Annotated in this window: 20 protein-coding genes, 1 tRNA gene and 1 pseudogene; 15 read left to right on the forward strand and 7 right to left on the reverse strand. The window is 71.0% G+C overall.

Translation table 11 applies throughout. The features are described from left to right. Positions 1-50: 50 nt before the first annotated feature. From ACLLJJ_RS38435 to ACLLJJ_RS38470, 8 genes and pseudogenes are all read left to right on the forward strand, one after another. Positions 51-653, forward strand: coding sequence for a helix-turn-helix domain-containing protein (locus tag ACLLJJ_RS38435; RefSeq protein WP_434599357.1), 603 nt, complete (start codon positions 51-53; stop codon positions 651-653). Positions 654-692: 39 nt separating this feature from the next. Further along, complete coding sequence (locus ACLLJJ_RS38440) at positions 693-1,877, forward strand: NAD(P)/FAD-dependent oxidoreductase (RefSeq protein WP_434599359.1); 1,185 nt, start codon at positions 693-695, stop codon at positions 1,875-1,877. After that, positions 1,796-2,131 carry a (2Fe-2S)-binding protein gene (locus ACLLJJ_RS38445; RefSeq protein WP_434599360.1) on the forward strand — a complete coding sequence of 112 codons (336 nt, stop codon included), beginning with the start codon at positions 1,796-1,798 and terminating at the stop codon, positions 2,129-2,131. The genes ACLLJJ_RS38440 and ACLLJJ_RS38445 overlap by 82 nt, the downstream gene beginning before the upstream one ends. Continuing rightward, positions 2,128-3,570: an FAD-dependent oxidoreductase gene (locus ACLLJJ_RS38450; protein WP_434599361.1), complete on the forward strand. Its 1,443-nt coding sequence runs from the start codon at positions 2,128-2,130 to the stop codon at positions 3,568-3,570. The genes ACLLJJ_RS38445 and ACLLJJ_RS38450 overlap by 4 nt, the downstream gene beginning before the upstream one ends. Continuing rightward, a complete protein-coding gene (locus tag ACLLJJ_RS38455) occupies positions 3,567-4,490 on the forward strand; it encodes a dihydrodipicolinate synthase family protein (protein WP_434599362.1) in 924 nt (307 codons plus the stop codon). Before ACLLJJ_RS38450 ends, ACLLJJ_RS38455 begins: the two co-directional genes overlap by 4 nt. 1 nt (position 4,491) lies before the next feature. Further along, the gene (locus ACLLJJ_RS38460; RefSeq protein WP_434599363.1) at positions 4,492-5,496 is read left to right on the forward strand and encodes a proline racemase family protein; all 1,005 of its coding nucleotides are present in this window, start codon (positions 4,492-4,494) and stop codon (positions 5,494-5,496) included. Between the two features lie 60 nt (positions 5,497-5,556). After that, positions 5,557-5,724 (forward strand): hypothetical protein, encoded by a 168-nt coding sequence (locus ACLLJJ_RS38465; RefSeq protein WP_434599364.1) that lies wholly within the window; start codon positions 5,557-5,559, stop codon positions 5,722-5,724. A 163-nt stretch (positions 5,725-5,887) separates the two neighbouring features. Then, positions 5,888-6,199, forward strand: a pseudogene (locus ACLLJJ_RS38470) (cytochrome P450); the annotation flags it as partial. On the opposite strand, the gene ACLLJJ_RS38475 reads toward ACLLJJ_RS38470, so the two are convergent. Further along, positions 6,196-7,728, reverse strand: a complete 1,533-nt coding sequence (locus tag ACLLJJ_RS38475) for an RNA polymerase sigma factor (protein ID WP_434600640.1) — start codon at positions 7,726-7,728, stop codon at positions 6,196-6,198. The pseudogene ACLLJJ_RS38470 and the gene ACLLJJ_RS38475 sit on opposite strands and share 4 nt — an antisense overlap. 204 nt (positions 7,729-7,932) lie before the next feature. Here ACLLJJ_RS38475 and ACLLJJ_RS38480 point away from each other — a divergent pair, with 204 nt between their 5' ends. Beyond that, positions 7,933-8,307 carry a precorrin-6A/cobalt-precorrin-6A reductase gene (locus ACLLJJ_RS38480; RefSeq protein ID WP_434600641.1) on the forward strand — a complete coding sequence of 125 codons (375 nt, stop codon included), beginning with the start codon at positions 7,933-7,935 and terminating at the stop codon, positions 8,305-8,307. On the opposite strand, the gene cobF is transcribed toward ACLLJJ_RS38480, so the two are convergent. Beyond that, entirely contained in the window at positions 8,276-9,040 is a 765-nt protein-coding gene (gene cobF, locus ACLLJJ_RS38485) for a precorrin-6A synthase (deacetylating) (RefSeq protein WP_434599365.1), read from the reverse strand. The two genes, ACLLJJ_RS38480 and cobF, sit on opposite strands and share 32 nt — an antisense overlap. A 32-nt stretch (positions 9,041-9,072) precedes the next feature. Then, positions 9,073-9,564 carry a DUF309 domain-containing protein gene (locus ACLLJJ_RS38490; protein WP_434599367.1) on the reverse strand — a complete coding sequence of 164 codons (492 nt, stop codon included), beginning with the start codon at positions 9,562-9,564 and terminating at the stop codon, positions 9,073-9,075. A 181-nt stretch (positions 9,565-9,745) separates the two neighbouring features. Here ACLLJJ_RS38490 and ACLLJJ_RS38495 point away from each other — a divergent pair. Next, positions 9,746-9,819 (forward strand) — tRNA-Pro (locus tag ACLLJJ_RS38495). 97 nt (positions 9,820-9,916) lie between these two features. Here the strand turns inward: ACLLJJ_RS38495 and ACLLJJ_RS38500 are convergent. After that, positions 9,917-10,225, reverse strand: a complete 309-nt coding sequence (locus tag ACLLJJ_RS38500; RefSeq protein WP_434599368.1) for a tyrosine-type recombinase/integrase — start codon at positions 10,223-10,225, stop codon at positions 9,917-9,919. 726 nt (positions 10,226-10,951) lie between these two features. On the opposite strand from ACLLJJ_RS38500, the gene ACLLJJ_RS38505 reads away from it, so the two are divergent. Genes ACLLJJ_RS38505 through ACLLJJ_RS38520 form a run of 4 tightly spaced genes read left to right on the forward strand, consistent with a single transcriptional unit; the run spans position 10,952 to position 14,499 of the window. Beyond that, positions 10,952-13,153 carry a sensor histidine kinase gene (locus tag ACLLJJ_RS38505; RefSeq protein ID WP_434599370.1) on the forward strand — a complete coding sequence of 734 codons (2,202 nt, stop codon included), beginning with the start codon at positions 10,952-10,954 and terminating at the stop codon, positions 13,151-13,153. After that, the gene (locus ACLLJJ_RS38510) at positions 13,150-13,551 is read left to right on the forward strand and encodes a roadblock/LC7 domain-containing protein (RefSeq protein WP_030826382.1); all 402 of its coding nucleotides are present in this window, start codon (positions 13,150-13,152) and stop codon (positions 13,549-13,551) included. Before ACLLJJ_RS38505 ends, ACLLJJ_RS38510 begins: the two co-directional genes overlap by 4 nt. After that, a complete protein-coding gene (locus ACLLJJ_RS38515) occupies positions 13,551-13,922 on the forward strand; it encodes a DUF742 domain-containing protein (protein WP_283521520.1) in 372 nt (123 codons plus the stop codon). Before ACLLJJ_RS38510 ends, ACLLJJ_RS38515 begins: the two co-directional genes overlap by 1 nt. Further along, complete coding sequence (locus ACLLJJ_RS38520; RefSeq protein WP_434599371.1) at positions 13,909-14,499, forward strand: GTP-binding protein; 591 nt, start codon at positions 13,909-13,911, stop codon at positions 14,497-14,499. Before ACLLJJ_RS38515 ends, ACLLJJ_RS38520 begins: the two co-directional genes overlap by 14 nt. 631 nt (positions 14,500-15,130) lie before the next feature. Here the strand turns inward: ACLLJJ_RS38520 and ACLLJJ_RS38525 are convergent. Both ACLLJJ_RS38525 and ACLLJJ_RS38530 read right to left on the reverse strand, forming a co-directional pair. Next, positions 15,131-16,027, reverse strand: coding sequence for a hypothetical protein (locus tag ACLLJJ_RS38525; protein WP_434599372.1), 897 nt, complete (start codon positions 16,025-16,027; stop codon positions 15,131-15,133). Next, on the reverse strand, positions 16,024-17,034 hold the full coding sequence (locus tag ACLLJJ_RS38530) for an SPFH domain-containing protein (RefSeq protein WP_434599374.1): 1,011 nt from the start codon (positions 17,032-17,034) through the stop codon (positions 16,024-16,026). Before ACLLJJ_RS38530 ends, ACLLJJ_RS38525 begins: the two co-directional genes overlap by 4 nt. Positions 17,035-17,132: 98 nt before the next feature. Between ACLLJJ_RS38530 and ACLLJJ_RS38535 the strand changes: the two genes are divergently transcribed. Further along, entirely contained in the window at positions 17,133-17,942 is an 810-nt protein-coding gene (locus tag ACLLJJ_RS38535) for a sulfite exporter TauE/SafE family protein (RefSeq protein WP_434599375.1), read from the forward strand. A gap of 76 nt (positions 17,943-18,018) precedes the next feature. Here the strand turns inward: ACLLJJ_RS38535 and ACLLJJ_RS38540 are convergent, their stop codons facing one another. Continuing rightward, positions 18,019-19,548 carry an amino acid permease gene (locus tag ACLLJJ_RS38540; RefSeq protein WP_434599376.1) on the reverse strand — a complete coding sequence of 510 codons (1,530 nt, stop codon included), beginning with the start codon at positions 19,546-19,548 and terminating at the stop codon, positions 18,019-18,021. Positions 19,549-19,557 lie beyond the last annotated feature (9 nt).

Below are 19,557 nucleotides of genomic sequence, written 5' to 3' on the forward strand. Positions count from 1 at the left end.
ACTCCAAAACCCCGCTAGCCTCCCCGCAACGCAACCGAGGAGGGGGTCCGGTGGTCCGGGAACAGGCGGGACGAGTGCTCGCGGCGAACCTGCGGGCGCTGCGGGAGAGGGCCGGTGTCTCGCTCTCCGGGCTGGCGCGGCAGTCCGGGATCGCGAAGGGCACGCTCTCGCAGCTGGAGTCGGGTACCGGAAACCCCACCATCGAGACGGTGTTCAGTTTGTCGAACGCCCTGGGGGTGCCGGTGTCCTCGCTTCTCACCGAGCGGACCGACCCCGACGTGGTGCTCGTCCGCTCGGACGGCCTCGAAGTGCTCAGCAGCAACGCGGTGGACCTGCGGCTGCTGCGCCGGATGGACCTGACCGACCGGGTCATCGAGCTCTACGACCAGCGGGTGCGCCCCGGCGAGGTGCAGCGGTCGGACGGGCATCCCGGGCGGGAGCACGTGGTGGTCACGGCCGGGCGGCTGCGGGTCGGCCCGCCGGACGCGCCGTACGAGCTCGGGCCGGGCGACTACGTGTCCTTCCCGGCGCGGTCGCCGCACGTGTATGAGACCGTCGGCGGGCCGGTGACCTCGGTACTGATGCTGGAGTACCCGGCCGGACAACTGCTCTGTGCGCACGAGGGGTTGACGCGACTGGAGGGCGCTCCCTAGTGTCACGACCGTTCATTTAAATGAACGGAGGTGGGGCGGATGGTTCTCCCGGACGTGGTGGTGGTCGGCGCCGGCATCATCGGCGCCGTATGCGCCGAGGCGCTCGCGGCCGAAGGGCTGCGGGTCACCGTGCTGGACCGGGGCGCCCCCGCGAGCGGGACCACCGCCGCGGGCGAGGGCAACGTACTGCTGTCCGACAAGGCACCGGGACCCGAGCTGGACCTCGCGCGGGCCTCCCGCCGCCGCTGGCCCGAACTCCTCGCCGAATTGGGGGAGTTGCTTGGCGCCACGCTCGCCGAAGCCGAGTGGGAGCCCAAGGGCGGCCTGGTAGTCGCCACCACCGGGGCCGCCTTCGCGCCGCTCGCCGCGTTCGCCGCGGCGCAGCGCACGGCCGGCGTCCTGGCATACCCGTTGAGCCCGGCCGAAGCGGCCGAGCGGGAGCCGCATCTGACGCCGGACGTCACGGCCGCCGTCCACTACCCCGAGGACGCCCAGCTCCAGCCGGTGCTCGCCGCGACCGCCCTGCTCGCCGCGGTACGGGCCCGGGGCGGCCGGGTCCTCGCCGGGGTGACGGCGCTCGGCGTGACCAGGGACGCGGCCGGCGCGGTCGACGGCGTACGCACGGACCGGGGCCGGATCGGCTGTGGCGCGGTGATCAACGCGTGCGGCCCCTGGGCGGGCCGGTTCGCGGCTGCCGCCGGAGCGGCCATCGCCGTACTGCCCCGGCGCGGCATGGTGCTCGTCACCGGACCGTTGCCGCCCGGCACGGTGCGGCACAAGGTCTACGACGCCGACTACGTGGGCGCGGTCGCCAGCGGCGAGGCGGACCTGCAGACATCCACCGTCGTGGAGTCGACCCGCGCGGGCACCGTCCTCATCGGATCGAGTCGCGAGCGGGTCGGCTTCGACGAGACCCTGCGGGTCGAGGTGCTGCGCCAACTGGCGCGCAAGGCCGTCGGATTGTTCCCGGTGCTCGCCGAGGTCCCGGTCATGCGGGCGTACGGCGGATTCCGGCCGTACGCCCCCGACCATCTGCCCGTCATCGGCGAGGACCCCAGGCTGCCCGGCCTGTGGCACGCGACGGGGCACGAGGGCGCCGGCATCGGACTGGCCGCCGCCACCGGTCAGTTGATCGCCGACCTGTGGGCGGGCCGGGCGCCGGCGGTCGATCCCGGGCCGTTCCGGGTGGACCGCCCGGCCGTCATGGAGGAGGTGCCGGCGTGAAGGTGCGGCTGGACGGTGAGGAGCTGCCCGCGGAGTCCGGGCAGAGCGTCGCGGGGGTGCTGCTCGGCGCCGGGCGGGTGTCCTGGCGTACGACGAGGGGCGGCGGCCGGCCGCGCGGGATCTTCTGCGGGATCGGCGTCTGCTACGACTGCCTGGTCGTCGTGAACGGCATCCCGGACGTCCGTGCCTGTCAGCGGCTCGTCGAGGACGGCGACGAGATCCGCACCCAGTGCGGCGCGGAGCTGCCGTCATGAGCCGCGTCGTGGTGGTGGGGGCGGGCCCGGCGGGCATCAACGCGGCGCGGGCCGCCGCGGCGGCGGGCGCCGACGTGCTGCTGATCGACTCGGCCGCCGCACCCGGCGGCCAGTACCACCGGCAGAACTCCCGCCGCGCGGCGGCCGGTTCGGCGGACGGCGCCCGGCGCGGCGCCGCCGCACCCGCGCTCCCGGACCGCGTCGAGCACCTCGGGCACACCGTCGTCTGGGCACTGGAGCCCGCACCCGGCGGCGGCCACCGCCTCCATCTGCGCACCGGCCCCGCCGACGGCCCCGCGCTGCCCGGTCGCAGCGTCGACACCCCGGCCCTGGTCCTGGCCACCGGCGCGTACGACCGGGCGCTTCCCTTTCCCGGCTGGGACCTGCCCGGGGTGTACACCGCGGGCGCCGCCCAGGCGCTGGCGAAGGGCCAGGGGGTCGCCGTGGGGAAACGGGTCCTGCTCGCCGGGACCGGCCCCTTCCTGCTGCCGATCGCCGCGTCCCTGATCGACGTCGGGGCGCGCGTGGTCGGCGTACTGGAGGCGAACGACCCGCTCACCGGCTGGCTGTCGCAGCCCGCCGGACTGCTGGCCGGGCGCGCCAAGGCGGGCGAACTCGTCGGCTACGCCGCGCTGCTCGCCCGCCACCGCATCCCGTACCTGCGCCGCAGCACCGTCGTCGAGGCCCACGGGAAGGACCGCCTCGAAGGGCTGACCGCGGTCCGCCTCGACCACCGCTGGAACGTGCTGCCGGGCAGTGCGCGACGCATCGAGGCCGACGCGGTGTGCGTGGGCTTCGGCTTCACCCCTCAGCTCGAACTGGCCGTCGCCGCAGGGTGTTCGATCCGGGACGGCTTCGTCACTGTCACCGCCGCCCAGGCCACCTCCGTGCCCGGCGTCCTCGCCGCCGGTGAACTGACCGGCATCGGCGGCGCGACCCTGGCCGCCGACGAGGGCACCGTCGCGGGAACGGCCGCTGCCCGCCTCCTCGGTGCCCGCACCCGGGCCCCGGTCCGCGCGATGCGCAAGGTCCGCGAGGGGCGCCGGTTCGCCGCCGCCCTGGACCGGGCGTACCCCGTGCGGCCCGGCTGGCGGAGCTGGCCGCGCGAGGACACGCTTGTGTGCCGCTGCGAGGAGGTCACCCTCGGCGAGCTGCGCCGCGCCGTCGAGGACCGCGATGCCTGCGGGGTCCGCTCGCTGAAGCTGGTCAGCAGGGCCGGGCTCGGCCTGTGCCAGGGCCGCGTCTGCGGACGCAACGCCGCCGAACTCACCGGCCTGCCCGCCCCCGCGACCGCCTTCGCCCGCCGCCCGATCGCCACGCCCGTACGGCTCGGCGAACTCGCCGGGACCGCCCATGACCCGGGCGCCGACGACCGGAGCGCCCACGACCCGAGCAGCCACACCATGCACGACCGGATCAGCCAAGAGGAGCAGGAATGACGCAGGAGAAGCTCGACGGAGTCGTCGTCGCCACCGCACTGCCCTACCGGGAGGACCGGAGCGCACCGGCCGGGCTGCGCGTCGACCTCGACCAGTACGCCGCGCACTGCCGCTGGCTCATCGACAACGGCTGCCGCGGCGTCGGCCCCAACGGCTCGCTCGGCGAGTACTCCTCGCTCACCGACGAGGAGCGCCGCGCGGTCGCCCGTACCGCTGTCGAGGCGGTCGGCGACGACGGGATCGTGGTGGTCGGCGTGCACGGCGTCGGCTCGCACCAGGCGCGCGCGTGGGCCGAGAAGGCGGCCGAGGACGGCGCGCACGGAGTGCTCTGTCTGCCGCCGACGATGTACCGCGCGAACGTCTCCGAGGTGATCCACCACTTCGAGCAGGTCGCGAGCGTCGGCCTGCCCGTCATGGTCTACAACAACCCCGTCGACACCAAGGTCGACCTGACCCCGGCAGTCGTCGCGGAGATCGCCAAGTTGGACAACGTGGTCGCCGTCAAGGAGTTCTCGGGCGACGTGCGCCGCGTCACGGAGCTGGCCGAGCTGGCGCCCGGACTCACCGTCGTCGCCGGGGCCGACGACGCGGCCCTGGAGTCGCTGCTGATGGGAGCCACCGGGTGGTTCGCCGGGTTCCCCAATGTCTTCCCCGCCGAGTCGGTACGGCTCTTCGACCTCGCCACGCAGGGCAGGACCGCCGAGGCCCGCGCCCTGTACGAACCGCTGGTGGCCGCCTTCCGCTGGGATTCGCGCACCGAGTTCGTCCAGGCCATCAAGCACAGCATGGACGCGGTCGGCCGCTACGGAGGCCCGTGCCGCCCGCCCCGCGGCCCGCTGAACGCGGGGCAGCTCGACGCGCTCGACGCGGACCTGCGCCGCGCCACCGACCACCTCGCCGCCCACCGGCTGGGCGCCTGAGATGCGCGCGTCACGGTACTTCTCCGTGGTCGACTCGCACACCGAGGGCATGCCGACCCGGGTGATCACGGGCGGCATCGGCGTGATCCCCGGCGACACCATGGCGGCGCGCCGCGAGTACTTCGTGAAACACCTGGACCACATAAGGGAGTTGCTGGTCAACGAGCCGCGTGGCCACTCCGCGATGAGCGGCGCGATCCTTCAGCCGCCGACCCGGCCGGACGCCGACTGGGGTGTCCTGTACATCGAGGTCTCGGGCTGTCTGCCGATGTGCGGCCACGGCACCATCGGCGTGGCGACCGTGCTGGTCGAGACGGGCATGGTCGCGGTGACGGAACCCGTCACGCGGGTACGGCTCGACACCCCGGCGGGACTGGTGGTCGCCGAGGTCGCGGTCGAGAACGGCCGGGCCACCGCGGTGACCTTCCAGAACGTCCCCGCGTTCGCGCTGGAAGTGGACGCCGAGGCCGACGTGCCGGGCCTCGGCCGGGTCCGCTACGACATGGCGTACGGCGGCAACTTCTACGCCGTACTGCCCCTCGCGGACCTGGGCATTGGCTTCGACAAGGCCGAGAAGGACCGGATGCTCGGCGCGGGCCTGGCCCTCATGGACGCGATCAACACCCACAACCGGCCCGTACACCCGATCGATCCGGGCATCGGCGGCTGCAAGCACGTCCAGTTCGTCGCCCCCGGCACCGAAGGCGTCAGTGACGCCCGCAACGCGATGGCCATCCACCCCGGCTGGTTCGACCGCTCCCCGTGCGGCACCGGCACCTCGGCCCGGATGGCCCTGCTGCACGCACGCGGCCAACTGCCGCTGCACCAGGACTTCGTGAACGAATCCCTGCTCGGCACCAGCTTCACCGGACGGCTGATCGGCGACACGACCGTCGGCGGGCTGCCCGCCGTCGTACCGACCGTGACCGGAAGCGCCTGGATCACCGGGATGGGCCAGTACCTGCTCGATCCCACCGATCCGTTCCCGGCCGGGTTCACGCTCTGAGGTCCGGTGACCGGGCGAGGCCCACTTCTCCCGGGCCGCCGGGTCGGGCACGATGGCGGTGTGGACACAGGCGCGCAAGCCGCACTCGACGCCCTGCAACGCGACCCCTACCCCCACTACGCGCGCGCCCGCGCCGCCGAAGGCCTGACCTTCGTGCCCGAGCCGGACGCCTGGCTCGTCGCCTCGCCGAGCTGGCCGAAGGAATGGGCCACCGGCCCACTGTCGTGACCTCAGCCGGGCCGCGCCATCAGAAGTACCGGGCTCCGCTCAACCATGGGCTGTCGTCCGGCCGCGTCGCCGCGGTCGTCTCGTACGCCGCCGAGCTCGCCGAGGCGTACGTCGACGCCTTCACGGACGGTACGAAGGCCGGGCAGGGGCGGGTCGAGCTACGCTCACCCTCGTGGGTACCCCACTGGAGGCCGGTGCCGCTGTGTTCGTCGCCTACGGGTCGGCCAACCGGGACGCGGAGCGCCACGACCGGCCCGACACCTTCGACATCACGCGGGCCCCGGCCCGCCATGTGTCCTTCGGGCGCGGCGTGCACGCCTGCCCCGGGTCACAGCTCGGCCGGGAGCAGATCCGCCTCACCCTCGAACTGTTCACCCGCAGGCTGCCCGGCCTGCGCCTCGCGGCGGACCAGGAGGTCGTCCGGCGACCGACCCTGATCCACCGCTCGCCCGAGGCGCTGCATCTTGTTTTTTAATCCAGGTAGTCGCGCAGGACCTGCGAGCGCGACGGGTGACGGAGCTTGGACATGGTCTTGGACTCGATCTGGCGGATGCGCTCGCGCGTCACCCCGTAGACCTTGCCGATCTCGTCCAGCGTCTTGGGCTGCCCGTCGGCCAGACCGAAACGCATCGACACGACACCCGCCTCGCGCTCGGAGAGGGTGTCGAGGACCGAGTGCAGCTGCTCCTGCAGGAAGGTGAAGCTGACCGCGTCGGCCGGCACGACGGCCTCGGAGTCCTCGATGAGGTCACCGAACTCGCTGTCGCCCTCCTCACCCAGGGGGGTGTGAAGGGAGATGGGCTCGCGACCGTACTTCTGGACCTCGATGACCTTCTCGGGGGTCATGTCGAGCTCCTTGGCGAGCTCCTCCGGGGTGGGCTCGCGGCCCAGGTCCTGGAGCATCTGGCGCTGCACGCGCGCCAGCTTGTTGATGACCTCGACCATGTGCACCGGGATACGGATGGTGCGAGCCTGGTCCGCCATCGCGCGAGTGATCGCCTGCCGGATCCACCAGGTGGCATACGTCGAGAACTTGAAGCCCTTGGTGTAGTCGAACTTCTCCACCGCGCGGATCAGACCGACATTGCCCTCCTGGATGAGGTCCAGGAAGAGCATGCCGCGGCCGGTGTAGCGCTTGGCCAGCGAGACCACCAGACGGAGGTTGGCCTCCAGGAGGTGGTTCTTGGCCCGGCGGCCGTCCTCGACGAGGATCTCCAGCTCACGGCGGAAGACCGCGTCCTGCTCGCTCTCGTCCTCCAGCTTGTGCTCGGAGAAGAGGCCCGCCTCGATGCGCTTGGCGAGCTCCACCTCCTGCTCGGCGTTGAGCAGCGGCACCTTGCCGATCAGCTTCAGGTAGTCCTTGACCGGGTCGGCGGTGGCGCCGGCGACCATGACCTGCTGCGCGGGTGCGTCGTCCTCGTCCTCGTCGGACAGGACATAGCCGTCACCCTGCTGCGCGGGCTTCGCGGGCTTGTCGTCCGCGTCCTTCTCGTCCGATTCGTCGGCCCATGCGTCGGGCTGCGTGTCCTCGGTCGCTGCGGTCTTCTTGGCAGCGGTCTTCTTCGCGGCAGTCTTTTTCGCCGCGCGCTTCGCCGGGGCCGGGGCCGGAGCCTCGTCCGCGCCGTCGCCTACCGGTATTGACGCGGAGGACGCCGTGGACGCTGCCGCGGCGGTCTTCTTGACCGTCGTCTTCTTGACGGCGGCCTTCTTGGCCGGACGCTTCTCCTCGTCCCTCGCGACGGTCTTGCGCGCACGCTTGACGGGAGCCTTGGCGGCAGCGGCGGCCGCCGTCACCATCAGCGTCACGCCCTCCTCGTCGAGGATCTGGTTGAGGCTGCGCAGGACCCGCTTCCACTGGTCCGCGGGGATGCTGTCCGCCTCGAAGGCGTGGCGTACGTCGTCGCCGTTGATGTGACCCTGCTCCTTGCCGCGCTCAATGAGCGTGATCAAGGACGGGGATTCCGCAATCTCCTGTGGAAACGGGCGGGACGGACTGACCGACACGAGGAGCCTCTCGTAGCAAAAAATGATGACTGGGCGGCGGCGCATGACGTAACGGGCAGCGCGACGACACCTGTGGGTTCATCGCACGCCCGCGCCATTTCGTTACGCCTTGAATGGAGTGACCTGGGCCACTTTCGTGAAACGGTCCGGTGGGGGCCCTGCGGGTAGCGTGACGGCATCACCGACGGCAGCGCCCGTGTACTGATACTCGGCGGTACGGCACAGGCCCGCCAACTTGCGCAAACGCCGGCGCCGCGCCCCGCATTCCGGGTCGCCACCTCGTTCGCAGGGCGCGTCGCGCATCCCAGGGCGTCGGCCGAGGAAGTCAGGGCCGGCGGCCTCGGTGGGCCTGCGGGAACGGCCGACCGGCCGCGCGAGCACCGGGTGGACACTGTGACCGACGCCACTCACCCGTGCGCCGCCGAAATCGGCGCCGCCCGCGACCTCGGTCTGCCGGTCGTCGTACGTCGCCCGCCCCTGCCGCGCGGGGTGCCCGTGGTACCGGACGTGGCAGGGGCACTGGCCCGTTCGGGTCGCAGGACCGGGGTCAGTCGCGGCGCAGCAGATATGTGTCCATGATCCAGCCCTTCCGGGCGCGGGCCTCGGCACGCAGTTCCAGGATCCGCTCCGAGACCTCGGAGAGCCTGCCGGAGACCAGGATCTCGTCGGCGGTCCCGATGTACGCCCCCCAGTAGATGTACGGGTCCTCCCGCGCGTACCGCTGGAACACCTGGTGCGCGTCGAGCATCACCACCACGTCGTCCGCGTCCTCGGGCCAGCCCTCCGCGAGCCGCCGTCCCGTGGTGATCTGCACGGGCCGCCCGACCCGGTTCAGCCCGGTGCGGTGCCGTGCGACGAGCGCGGAGACGCTGCTGACGCCCGGCACGACCTCGTGGTCGAAGGCCACCGTGCCGCGCTCCAGGATCTCCTCCAGGATGCCGAGTGTGCTGTCGTACAGCGCCGGGTCGCCCCAGACCAGGAACGCCCCCGTCCGGTTCTCGGCCAGCTCGTCGGTGATCATCCGCTCGAAGATGTCGGCCCGGCGGCTGCGCCAGTCACCGACGGCGGGGGAGTAGTCGGCGCCACCGGCCTTGCGGTCGCGGTCCGGATCGCGCCCCTCGACGAGCCGGTACGCCCGGCCGTCCGTGATGTGCCGGTCCAGGATGTCGTGGCGCAGCCGGATCAGGTCGGACTTCTCCTCGCCCTTGTCGAGCAGGAAGAAGACGTCCACCGCGTTGAGCGCCTTGACGGCCTGGAGCGTCAGATGGTCGGGGTCGCCCGCCCCGATGCCGATGACATAGATCTTTCTCACGCCCCGAGTCTGCCGTACGGGTGATCGCGCGGTCAGCCCCGCAGGCGCGGAGCGCTCTCGGCGGCCTGCACCGGCTCCTCCTCCCGTACGACCCGGTCCGCCAACTCCTTCGCCCAGGAGGCCAAGTGGGCCAGATCGATGCCGTACGGGCGGGCGTTGTGGAATTCGGAGATTCCGGTGGCCCCGCGCCGCAGCAGCGTCGCCCCACCGCTCCTGTTGCCCCGGGCCGCGTGGGTGAGGCCCACGGCCAGCTGGGCGAGGGGCCGCCACAGGGCGCGCTCCGCTTCCGGGCCCGACTTCCAGGCGTCCTCGAAGACCTCGTGGGCGTGGAAGGGCATCCCGGCGTCGAGCAGCCGCTGCGCCTCAGCGACGGTGTCCTCGCCGGTACGCACCACGCCTTCGGGCTGGCGCTCCACGCCCGGCTCGCCGTACGGCAGCGGGCGGCCCAGGCCGTCCCGCGGTCGCGCGTTGCGTGCCCGCCCCTCGGGGTCACGGTCCCTGCGGTCGTGCTGCGTATCGTCCACGTCCCCATTGTCCCTCCCGGCCCATTCGGCCGGGGGCCGCGCGGGGCCCTCGGCCGCCCGAACGCGCCCCCGTCCGCCACCAGTACGGCGGAGGTCGACGCAGCGGAGTGAGGAGCACCCGTGGAGTGAGGTATGGTTCTGGTGCACGCTCAGCCGGGGGAAACCCCAGGTCAGCGGGTGCCGGGACGTGGCGCAGCTTGGTAGCGCACTTGACTGGGGGTCAAGGGGTCGCAGGTTCAAATCCTGTCGTCCCGACTCGTGAGAGTCGAGGTCAGGGCCGGTTTCGGAGAAATCCGAAACCGGCCCTTGATCGTTTTCGGGGACCAGTTGGGGACCAGAACCCTTAGCCGTGTCAGCGGGCGACCACGATCGGGCTCGGCAGGGAGCGCGGGGCGCGCAGCGCGCTGACGTGTGCCGAGAGAGTGGCGCCGGCGGCGGTGATCTTGTGCACGTCGGGGTGCAGATACTTCTGGCTGGTGGTCAGCGAGCCGTGCCCGGCGATCTTGCGCAGGACGTGGACCTGGACCCCGGCATCGGCGAACCACGTGAGTCCATGGCGGCGCAGGTGCTCGTACCCAAGCTTGGTGACGACGTTGTCCCAGCGGGTGGGGTCACGCAGGACCGCGGTGGAGACACGGCTGCCCCGAGGCCTGGTGAGCATGCGGGCATCCGGATCGGGGCCGACGGCCGGAACGTGCTGGGCGACGAGCGGGCGGATCTCCGGACAGTCCAGATCCAGTTCGTGGTGTCGCGATGACCGCCAGTTGCCGTCCGATCTCCCAGCCGCAGGCCCGGAGCACCAAGGTGAGCAGCACGCCGTACAGGAGCAGAGGTGGTAGCGGGCCACCGGCAGTTGGGGCATGAGGCCGGACAGGGCGACCGCCCGCAAGGATGGCGGCCGCGAGGGCGCAGGCGCGGATCTGCAGGCCCGTGAAGAGCCACAGCTGACGGACGGCCGTGAGCACCGACATCATGCCGGCTAAGACGTGCGACCGGGGGAGCGGGTCGCCCTGCCTGCACGAACACGCCTGTGCCCAGGCGTCAGGTGAACGCCAACGTCCGGTGTGCAACGTCTCCGTCGCCTTTACCACATGTGGCCAACGGAAGTCATCCCTCCGTTTCTTCGGTGCGGCCGGTTATGATCGGTACCCCACATCGTGTCAAAGCCGAACCGGACTTCCCCCAGTCCTGACCCCAGGACTGCGTCTGGTCTCGGCTGTTGGGCCGTCCCCACTGTTTCCCCGCTCTCCGAGGACTGATGTCTCCTATAGAACCCGAAGGCACACGAGGGCAGTTGTCGACTCGTCGGCGGCGTACTCTGCGCCTGCGTACGCTGCTCATTTGGCTGGCAATCGTCCCTATTCTGGCGATGAGTGCCCAAGTGGTCATGACCGTACAGCCCCTGATGCACCAGTCGGAGCAACTGCGTGCTGATGTGGCAGTTGGTGAGCGGATCGACGTACCCCTGACCAGACTGATGGTCAAAATCCAGGATGAGCGGACGATGACCGCCACATGGTGGGCGGGCGGCTCCGTGTCCGAAAAAGAACTGCGCGAGCGGCGCGCGGCCACGGACCGGTCCGCGGACGAGTTCCGCCGGGCAGCGGACGGAGCTCTGGCGGCTACCGGGCGCGAGGACGGACATTACGTCGCGGAGCTGAAGCACGGCCTCGCGGACCTGGCCGCGTTCCGCGAGCGCGCGGACGCCCGCAGCGGGGACGCGGATCGGACGATCGGCTACTACTCCGACCTCGTCGACCGCATCATCCGGGTCTACCAGAACGAGTTCAGCCATGCGGAAGACGCCGAGCTCATCCAGGAGAGCGGCGTGGTCGTCACGGTGTTCACGGTGTCCGAGATGGTGGCACGCGAGACCACCCTTCTCGCCTCGGCCGGGCCGTCCAGGCGTCTGAGCCCCTCCGGGTTCGCCGAATTCGTCAACTCCGTCGGATCCCAGCGGTACCAGTACGACGAGTGGGTCGCGCCGTATCTGACGGCCGAGGACAAAGCGGCCTACGACCAGGTCTTCGCCTCGCACGGCTGGAAGACGAAGGTCCGCATCGAGGACGCGGTCATCTCCGACCACCAGAACACCGCGTCCGGCATCACGCTGCCCAAGGAGGCCGACGCCTGGCGGACCGCGTATGACAAGTTCGCGGCGCGCCTTGCCGCGCTCGACGCGGAACAGGGGCGAGCACTACTCGTGCGCGCCGACGCCAAGGCCACGCAGCTGGAGAACGAGGTCATCTGGCTGATCGTCGGAAACGGCGCAGCCGTCCTTGCCGTCGCGGCCGTCATCGTGCTCACCACGCGCTCCGTGCTCCGCCGCCTGCGCGGTCTGCACCGACGTACCGTGGCCATGGCTGAGGAGACGCTGCCGGATGTCGTGGCCCGGCTTCAGCGCGGGCAGCCCGTCGACGACGATGCGCTGCCCGCGGTGAGCGGAGACCAGGACGAGGTCGGACGTATCAGCGACGCGTTCGCCCAGGTCGTCTCCGTATCCGTTGACGGGCATGCGCGGCTCGCGGCCGAGCGTCAGGGCTTCGGTATGTTCGCCGCGGGCATCGCCTCGCGCACCGGAAACCTGGTCAGCCGCCAGTTGGCCCTCACCGACGAACTACAGGACGCCTTCGGTCACGACGAGGAGCTTCTCGCCCGGCTGATGCGATCCGACCAGTTGACGGTGGGTATGCGGCGGCAGATCGAGAACCTGCTCATCCTGGCAGGTGGGGAGATCCCCGATCCGCACACCGAGCCCATGCGTGTTGCCGACCTGCTGCGCGAAGCCGCCGCGGAAGTCGAGGACTTCCGGCGGATCGAGCGCCAGGCCCTGGACGAGATCAGCGTGGTACCGAGGGTGATCAGCGAGATCAGCCACCTCCTGGCAGAACTCCTCGACAACGCCACCCGGTTCTCCCCGCCGCAGTCGAAGGTGGTCGTCCGTGCCGAACTGGTGACAGACGGGCTCTTGGTCGACATCGAGGACCGCGGGCCTCGGGTGACCGCCGCAACCTACGAGGAGATGAACGGGCGTCTGCAGTCGGCCCCGCCGTATTCCGTCCTGGCACAGAACGCGCACCGGCTCGGACTCTTCGTGGTCGGCCACATCGCCGAACAGCTCGGGGCCACAGTGACGCTGCGCCGCTCGGTGTACGGGGGGACGTCGGCCGTGGTGATCCTTCCCGGGGAACTCCTTGTGCCGACCGAACCGGTCCGGGCAGGAGAGGAAGCGCCGCGTGCGGTGGCGACGCCCGCCCCGGCACCGGGCCCGCTCGACGAACGCGAGCCCGAGCTGGTCCTGCACGCGAAGACCGGGTCGGCCCACCGTAGGACGCCGGAGCGTCTGCCCGAGCGACCGGTGGAGAGTAAGCCGTCGGTCTCTTCCGTGACACGGAACGGGGACGCGAAGCCGACCCTCCCCGAGCGGGTCCCGCAGGCTCACATCACCGAGCAGCTCCGCGCGCCACAGGCACCGAAGACTGCCGTCCATCAGGATGCGGCGACACCCGAAGAAGTGGCCGACGCCTGGGCGGACTACGAACACGGGACTCAGGCAGTGGAAGAAGAACTCCGACGGGATCAGCCATGACGACAACGAACGACATGATCTACAGCGTCCTGGACAACAATCTGAGCAGGATCGCCGGCATCCAGGGAGCCGTACTCCTGTCCAACGACGGGATCAAGCTCAGCTCGTACGAGCTGGAACGGGATCAGGCGGAGCGCATAGCCGCCGCTTCCTCCGGCATCGCTTCCACGATGAAGGCGATATCCAGGGAGGTCGACGGCGGCCGGGTGATCCGCCAGCTGGTCGAGATGGACGACTGCTATCTCTGCATCGTCGGGTGCGGGGAGGGCAGCACGCTCATCGTCGTGACCTCCCGCAAGGCGCGGCTGGGGGAGCTGGGCGGTGAAGCCGTGCGCACCGCCCAGGCGCTCGGTGAGTGGCTGAGCACGCCTGATCGCGGCCAGGCGCAGCCGTCGTAATGGCGGACGAGCCCGAGCCGCGAGAGGGAGGCCACCGCCGGACGCGGCTGTACGCGCTGACCGATGGACGTACGGCGGCCGCACACACCGCCCTCACCATGGACACCACGATCACGGCTGTGGCCGTCGCGGACGGCCACAGCGGTCTGCCCAGCGAGTGGCAGGCCATCCTTGCGATGTGTTCGCCTCCGGCCGGCCGGGCGGTCGCCGAGATCGCGGCGCGCATGCGCATCCGCCTCACTCCGATGACGCTGCTTCTCGGCGAACTCGCGGATCGAGGGCTGATCGAGCACCGGCCGCCCCTGGAAGAGACCGAGACCACCAATGTCCACCTGCTCATGAGAATCAGGGACAACCTTGCCCGGATATGACACCCCTGCCCAGGAAGCAGCCCCCGTCAAGATCCTCATCGCTGGGGGATTCGGCGTCGGCAAGACGACCCTGGTCGAGACGGTCTCCGAGATCGAGCCGTTGCGCACCGAGGAGCGGTTGACGAGCGCGGGCGTCGGCGTCGATGACCTCGAGGGCATCGAGGCCAAGGCGGTTACCACCGTCGCGATGGACTTCGGCCGCATCACCCTCACCGACGCACGGGTCGTGCTCTACCTGTTCGGCACACCTGGCCAGGAGCGCTTCTGGTTCATGTGGGACGACCTGCTGAACGGGGCACTCGGGGCGATCGTCCTTGTCGACACACGACGCCTCGACCGCAGTTTCCCGGCCGTCGACTTCTTCGAGAACCGAGGGCTTCCGTTCGTGGTCGCCGCGAACTGCTTCCACGGCGAACAGCCCTACACCGCCGAGGAGATCAGGGGGGCGCTGCATCTGCGTGACCCGAACACACCCATCCACTTGCTCGATGCCCGATCCCGTGACGACGCGCGCGGTGCGCTGCTCTCGCTTCTGGACATGCTCATCACCAAAGCTGGGGTCGCGGCGACCGGCTGACTGCGGCCTGCCACGTGGTGGCGTGGAGGCTCACGACCGCGGCCAGGGAATGGCGACCGAGCTGAGTGAGGGGCGCAGGACGTCACTGGCCTGGCCTGTCCAGCAGAGGCGGAAGTCGCGGTGCCGCCACGGGCTCGCGTCCACGGAGGTCATGTGCTGCCGTCCACCGGGGCCCCCGCCGCCCGTGTGCTGTACGCGTAGGGAGTGAAATGCGCGGAAGCGTGATCGATGGGAAGGTCGCCATGGGGGACCAGTTGGGGACCAGACGGTGTCCGCGCACCTGAACGGCACGCATGGCACCGCACGCTGGATACCCTCATTTCTCGCTGTATGTGCAGACAAAAGGGATTATCTCTGCTCCTGGGGGTCAAGGGGTCGCAGGTTCAAATCCTGTCGTCCCGACCAGCGTTTTACGCGGGTCGCAGGCCGCATCGGGATCATCCGATGCGGCCTTTCGGCTTTCTCGGAGCGGCCCGGTACGGCACGATGCGGCGCACTGCGCATGCTGATCCTTGAGGACAACCCGCAGCTCGGGCCGGTGATCGGGCGTCAGCCGCGCGTTGCCGACTTCGCCGTGACACTCGCCGGGCGGGTGATCGCCCGCACCGCCCGCCGAGCCATGGCGACCGCCTCAGCCGAGCAGCCGCAGCGCGGTGGCGGACCTGCCGATGCGGACCGTCTGGCCCCAGGTCAGTTCCAGGGCGTCGGACTCCATGCCGTCGCCGAAGGCGATCAGGCGGTCGGACTCCACGGTGAGGCGAAGCCGCTGTTCGCCGGTGAGCGTCCCCGCCACCAGCGAGGTGCCGGTGGCGGGAGAGGGCCAGGCCTCCCGTACGAACCAGATCAGCCGGGGATCGGCCGGCCCGAGCAGTGGCAGGGCGGCGCCGCGCTCCTGCCACAGGGAACGCAGCCAGCCGGTGGCGCCCGTTCCGGTGCCGACCAGGACGCCGGAGGAGGCCTGCGCCTCGGCGGCCGGGTCGTCGTCGAGGCCCAGTTGGTAGCGGGCGGTCTGGTGGCCCGGCGGGCCGAAGTAGATCTCGTTGAGGGCGAGGAGGCGCTGGGTGTCGTCGGCGACGGCCTCCACCATGGTGAGTTCGTCGACGCTGCCCGCGCCCGCCGCGGCGGCCCCGAGGAGCGCGGGTGCGTCGGCCGCGCGGTGGCGGACCAGGACGCCGGGGTTGCGGCCGGGGTCGGTGTTGATGCCCACCACCGGCTGACCCGACAGGTACTTGGCGGCATTGGCGACCAGCCCGTCCTGGCCGACCACGACCACCACGTCCTCGGGTGCGAAGAGGAACCGGTCGAGGTCGGCCCGCTCCACCCGGGTTTGCCGCCACTGGAGCGGCACGGCCGCGGCCACCTCGACGAGCGCCTGCCGCGTACGGCGGTGCCGCTCGCGCACCTCCTCGATGCCCCGGCCGCGCGAGGACAGGAAGAACGCGGCCTGGCCGTGCGTGCCGTGCCGGGCGAGCAACGCCTCGTACTCGGTGGTGCGATGCACCAGCACCGCGCGCGGCGCGAGGCTCACGCCGCCTCCCCGTCGGCCCGGCCGAGCCTGGCGAGCAGCCCCGTGAGCACGTCGGGGGAGAGCGTGACGCTGTCGATGCGGGGCAGATTCTCCGCGAGCCTGGTGACGGCGAGGGCGTGCAGCGTCGCGGCGCCCACCTCGGCGTGCACCCGCAGCCAGGCTGCCTGGGACTCCGCCCTGGCGGCGCCGACCGCCCGCGCCGCTTCGGCCTCCGCGCGCGCCAGCCGCACCGCGCGTGAGGCCTCGGCCTCGGCCCGCACTCCGTCCGCAGCCGCGTTCTCCTCGGCCTCGCGGCGGGCGTTGGTGCCCCGCTGCTCGACCAGTTGTTCCTCCTGACGGGCCAGTTCGATCTTGCTGCCGAGTTCGTTCTCGGCGATGGCACGTTCGCGCTGCACGGCCACGGCCCGCCGCTCGTACGTCGCGCGGTCGGCCTCCTGCTGGATCAGTTCCCGCGCGGGCGTGCGCAGGGCCCGTTCGACATCGGGCTCGGGGCGGACGGCGACCACGCGTGCGGTCACCACCTCGATGCCGGTGGCGGGCAGCCGCGGCTCGTCGGCCAGACCGTCGGAGATCCGCTCCCGTACGGACGCGACACCGTTGACCAGGGCTGCCGCCAGCGGGGTGCGGGCCAGGACGTCGAGGGCGTGCTGCTGGGCGGTCTCGGTGAGCAGGGTGGCGATCTGCTCCAGCGGGGCCCCGCGCCAGGCGCCGGTGTCCGGGTCGACGGAGAAGTCCAGCCGGGCGGCCGCGACGGCCGGGTCGTTGATCCGGTACGTCACCGTGGCCTGCACGCTCACGTCCTGAAAGTCGGACGTACGGGCGTGGAAGGCCATGGCCAGCTCCCGGTCGTCGACCGGTACTTCGGAGAGAGCGGCCGTCAACGACCGGAACCAGAAGCTCAGTCCCGGGCCGTCGTGGACCAACCGGCCGCGCCGGTGATGGCGGACGTGCGCGGTGGGCGCGGAACGCAGATGGCGCCAACCGAGGCGCCTGGTGATGTCGGCCATGGTGCGACCCCCTCTTTCTCGTCAGTTAGACGATATGGCGTCGAATTATTATCGTCAAGGTGACCTGAAGGGGGCATGGCATAGCATCGGTCCCCGATATGGACTCTGTGACCTTGTGGGAACTCGCCGTGCTCGCAGCGGCATCGGCGCTGGTCGGCTTCTCGAAGACCGCGGTGAGCGGTGCCAACACGATCAGCCTCGCGGTCTTCGCGGCGGTGCTCCCGGCCCGCGAATCGACCGGCGTGCTGCTGCCGATCCTGATCGCGGGGGATCTTCTCGCGGTGTTCGTCTACCGGCGGCACGCCCACTGGCCGACCCTGCTGCGACTGTTCCCCGCGGTGGCCGTGGGGGTGGTGCTGGGCGCGGTGTTCATGCTGTGGGCCGACGACGAAGCCGTCCGCACCTCGATCGGCGCGATCCTGCTGCTGATGGCCGGCGTCACGCTGTGGCGCCGAAGGGCGCAGGCCAACAGTGGTGGCGACGGCGGCAGTGGTGGTGACGGCGGCGAGGCCGGGGGGCCGGGCGGGCGGCCGGGCGCGGAGGCGGTGCGCGGCGGTCGGGCCAAGGCGCGTTCGTACGGTGTGCTCGGCGGATTCACCACGATGGTCGCCAACGCGGGCGGCCCCGTGATGTCGCTCTATCTGATCTCCGCGGGCTTCCAGAAGCTCGGCTTCCTGGGGACTTCCGCGTGGTTCTTCCTGATCGTCAACACCTCGAAGGTGCCCTTCAGTGTGGGTCTCGGACTCATCGACCGGCAGTCCCTGCTGCTCGACGCCGCGTTGCTGGTCTTCGTCCTCCCGGGCGCGTACCTGGGCCGCAAGTGCGTGGGCCGGATCAACCAACTGGTCTTCGAGCGGCTGGTGATCGGGGCGACCGTGCTGGGCGGGCTGCAGCTGCTGCTGCGCTGAGCCGGCACCCCGGGACCGGCTGGAGCGTGTCCGCGCGCTCCAGCCGGCCGGCGTCCGGGGACGGGGCGGGGGCCGGTCAGACGATGCCCTCGGCGATCTCCGCCTCCTCGCGGGCGGTTCCGTACGACGACGGGGTGCTGTAGGCCCGGCGGGCGACGAACCACCACACGGTCGCCAGGGTCAGCACCGCGATCAGCGCGATGGAGGCGTAGTTCATCGACGAGACGGTGACCGGGTACGACTGCGGCAACAGGAAGACCACAGTGATGACGGCCACCCAGGTCACGGCGGTCCAGCCGATCGGCTTGCTCCAGCGGCCCAGGTTCCAGGGGCCGGGCTCGAAGCTGTCGCCGGCCCGCAGACGGAGGTAGATGGGGATCGCGTACGCGGGGGTGATGCCGATGACATTGATGGCGGTCACCGCGCCGTACGCCGTCGCGGAGTACAGCGAGGGCAGGGCGAGCAGGGCCGCGACGCCGACCGACAGCCACACCGCGGGGACCGGCGTCTGGGTGCGGCGGCTGACCCGCCGCCAGATCTTGGAGCCCGGCAGGGCGCCGTCGCGGCTGAAGGCGAACACCATCCGGCTCGCCGCGGCCACCTCGGCGTTGCCGCAGAACAGCTGCGCGGTGATCACGACGAGCAGCAGGGTGGTCGCGCCGCCGGTACCCAGCGCGTCCAGCAGGATCTGCGCCGGCGGTACCCCGGTGGCGCTGTCCTGTGTGCCGGCGTAGTCCTGGATGGCGAAGGTCAGCCCGGCCAGCAGGGCGAAGCCGGCGATCCAGGACACCCAGATGGCACGCACGATGCCGCGGGCGGCCGACACCGACGCGTTGGAGGTCTCCTCGGAGAGGTGCGCGGAGGCGTCGTAACCGGAGAAGGTGTACTGCGCCAGGAGCAGGCCGATCGCGGCCACGTAGACCGGGTTCGACCAGCCGGTGTCATTGACGAACTCGGTGAAGACGAAGGACGGCGACTGGTGGTTGGAGGGCACGATCGCCAGCGCGCCGACGATCAGGGCGACACCGCCGAGGTGCCACCACACGCTGATCGAGTTGAGCACACTGACCAGGCGTACGCCGAAGAGGTTCAGCACGGCGTGCAGCAGAAGGATGCACAGGAAGATGACCATGGTCGAGCCGGGGGTGGGGCTGAAACCCCACTGCAGATTCAGAAAGGCGCCGGTGAACAGGGCCGCGCCGTAGTCGATTCCGGCGATGGCGCCCAGCAGGCCGAGCAGGTTGAGCCAGCCGGTGTACCAGCCCCATTTGCGGCCACCGAGCCGGTCGGCCATGTAGTAGAGGGCCCCGGAGGTGGGGTACGCGCTGGTGACCTCGGCCAGTGCCATGCCGACGCACAGGACGAACAGTCCGACGCCGAGCCAGCCCCACATCATCACGGCGGGGCCGCCGGCGCCCAGGCCGAACCCGTACAGGGTCATGCAGCCGGAGAGCACCGAGATGACGGAGAAGCTGATGGCGAAGTTGCCGAAGCCGCCCATCCGGCGGGCCAGCACCGGCTGGTAGCCGAGTTCCCGCAGCCGCTCCTCCTCGTCCTTCTGTGGGACGCGGTCCGAACTCGACCACTTGGGTGGGGATATAGCCATGGGGTTGCC

This window comes from Streptomyces sp. A5-4, assembly GCF_051131715.1.
Lineage (GTDB): Bacteria > Actinomycetota > Actinomycetes > Streptomycetales > Streptomycetaceae > Streptomyces.

Excerpts from the sequence above, each read along its gene's own strand:
- ACLLJJ_RS38450 (WP_434599361.1), top strand. The coding sequence starts at position 2,128 with ATGAGCCGCGTCGTGGTGGTGGGGGCGGGCCCGGCGGGCATCAACGCG.
- ACLLJJ_RS38535 (WP_434599375.1), top strand. The coding sequence starts at position 17,133 with ATGGACTCTGTGACCTTGTGGGAACTCGCCGTGCTCGCAGCGGCATCG.
- ACLLJJ_RS38530 (WP_434599374.1), bottom strand. The coding sequence starts at position 17,034 with ATGGCCGACATCACCAGGCGCCTCGGTTGGCGCCATCTGCGTTCCGCG.
- ACLLJJ_RS38540 (WP_434599376.1), bottom strand. The coding sequence starts at position 19,548 with ATGGCTATATCCCCACCCAAGTGGTCGAGTTCGGACCGCGTCCCACAG.
- ACLLJJ_RS38510 (WP_030826382.1), top strand. The coding sequence starts at position 13,150 with ATGACGACAACGAACGACATGATCTACAGCGTCCTGGACAACAATCTG.
- ACLLJJ_RS38500 (WP_434599368.1), bottom strand. The coding sequence starts at position 10,225 with ATGCTCACCAGGCCTCGGGGCAGCCGTGTCTCCACCGCGGTCCTGCGT.
- ACLLJJ_RS38515 (WP_283521520.1), top strand. The coding sequence starts at position 13,551 with ATGGCGGACGAGCCCGAGCCGCGAGAGGGAGGCCACCGCCGGACGCGG.
- ACLLJJ_RS38460 (WP_434599363.1), top strand. The coding sequence starts at position 4,492 with ATGCGCGCGTCACGGTACTTCTCCGTGGTCGACTCGCACACCGAGGGC.
- ACLLJJ_RS38505 (WP_434599370.1), top strand. The coding sequence starts at position 10,952 with ATGACCGTACAGCCCCTGATGCACCAGTCGGAGCAACTGCGTGCTGAT.
- ACLLJJ_RS38455 (WP_434599362.1), top strand. The coding sequence starts at position 3,567 with ATGACGCAGGAGAAGCTCGACGGAGTCGTCGTCGCCACCGCACTGCCC.
- ACLLJJ_RS38440 (WP_434599359.1), top strand. The coding sequence starts at position 693 with ATGGTTCTCCCGGACGTGGTGGTGGTCGGCGCCGGCATCATCGGCGCC.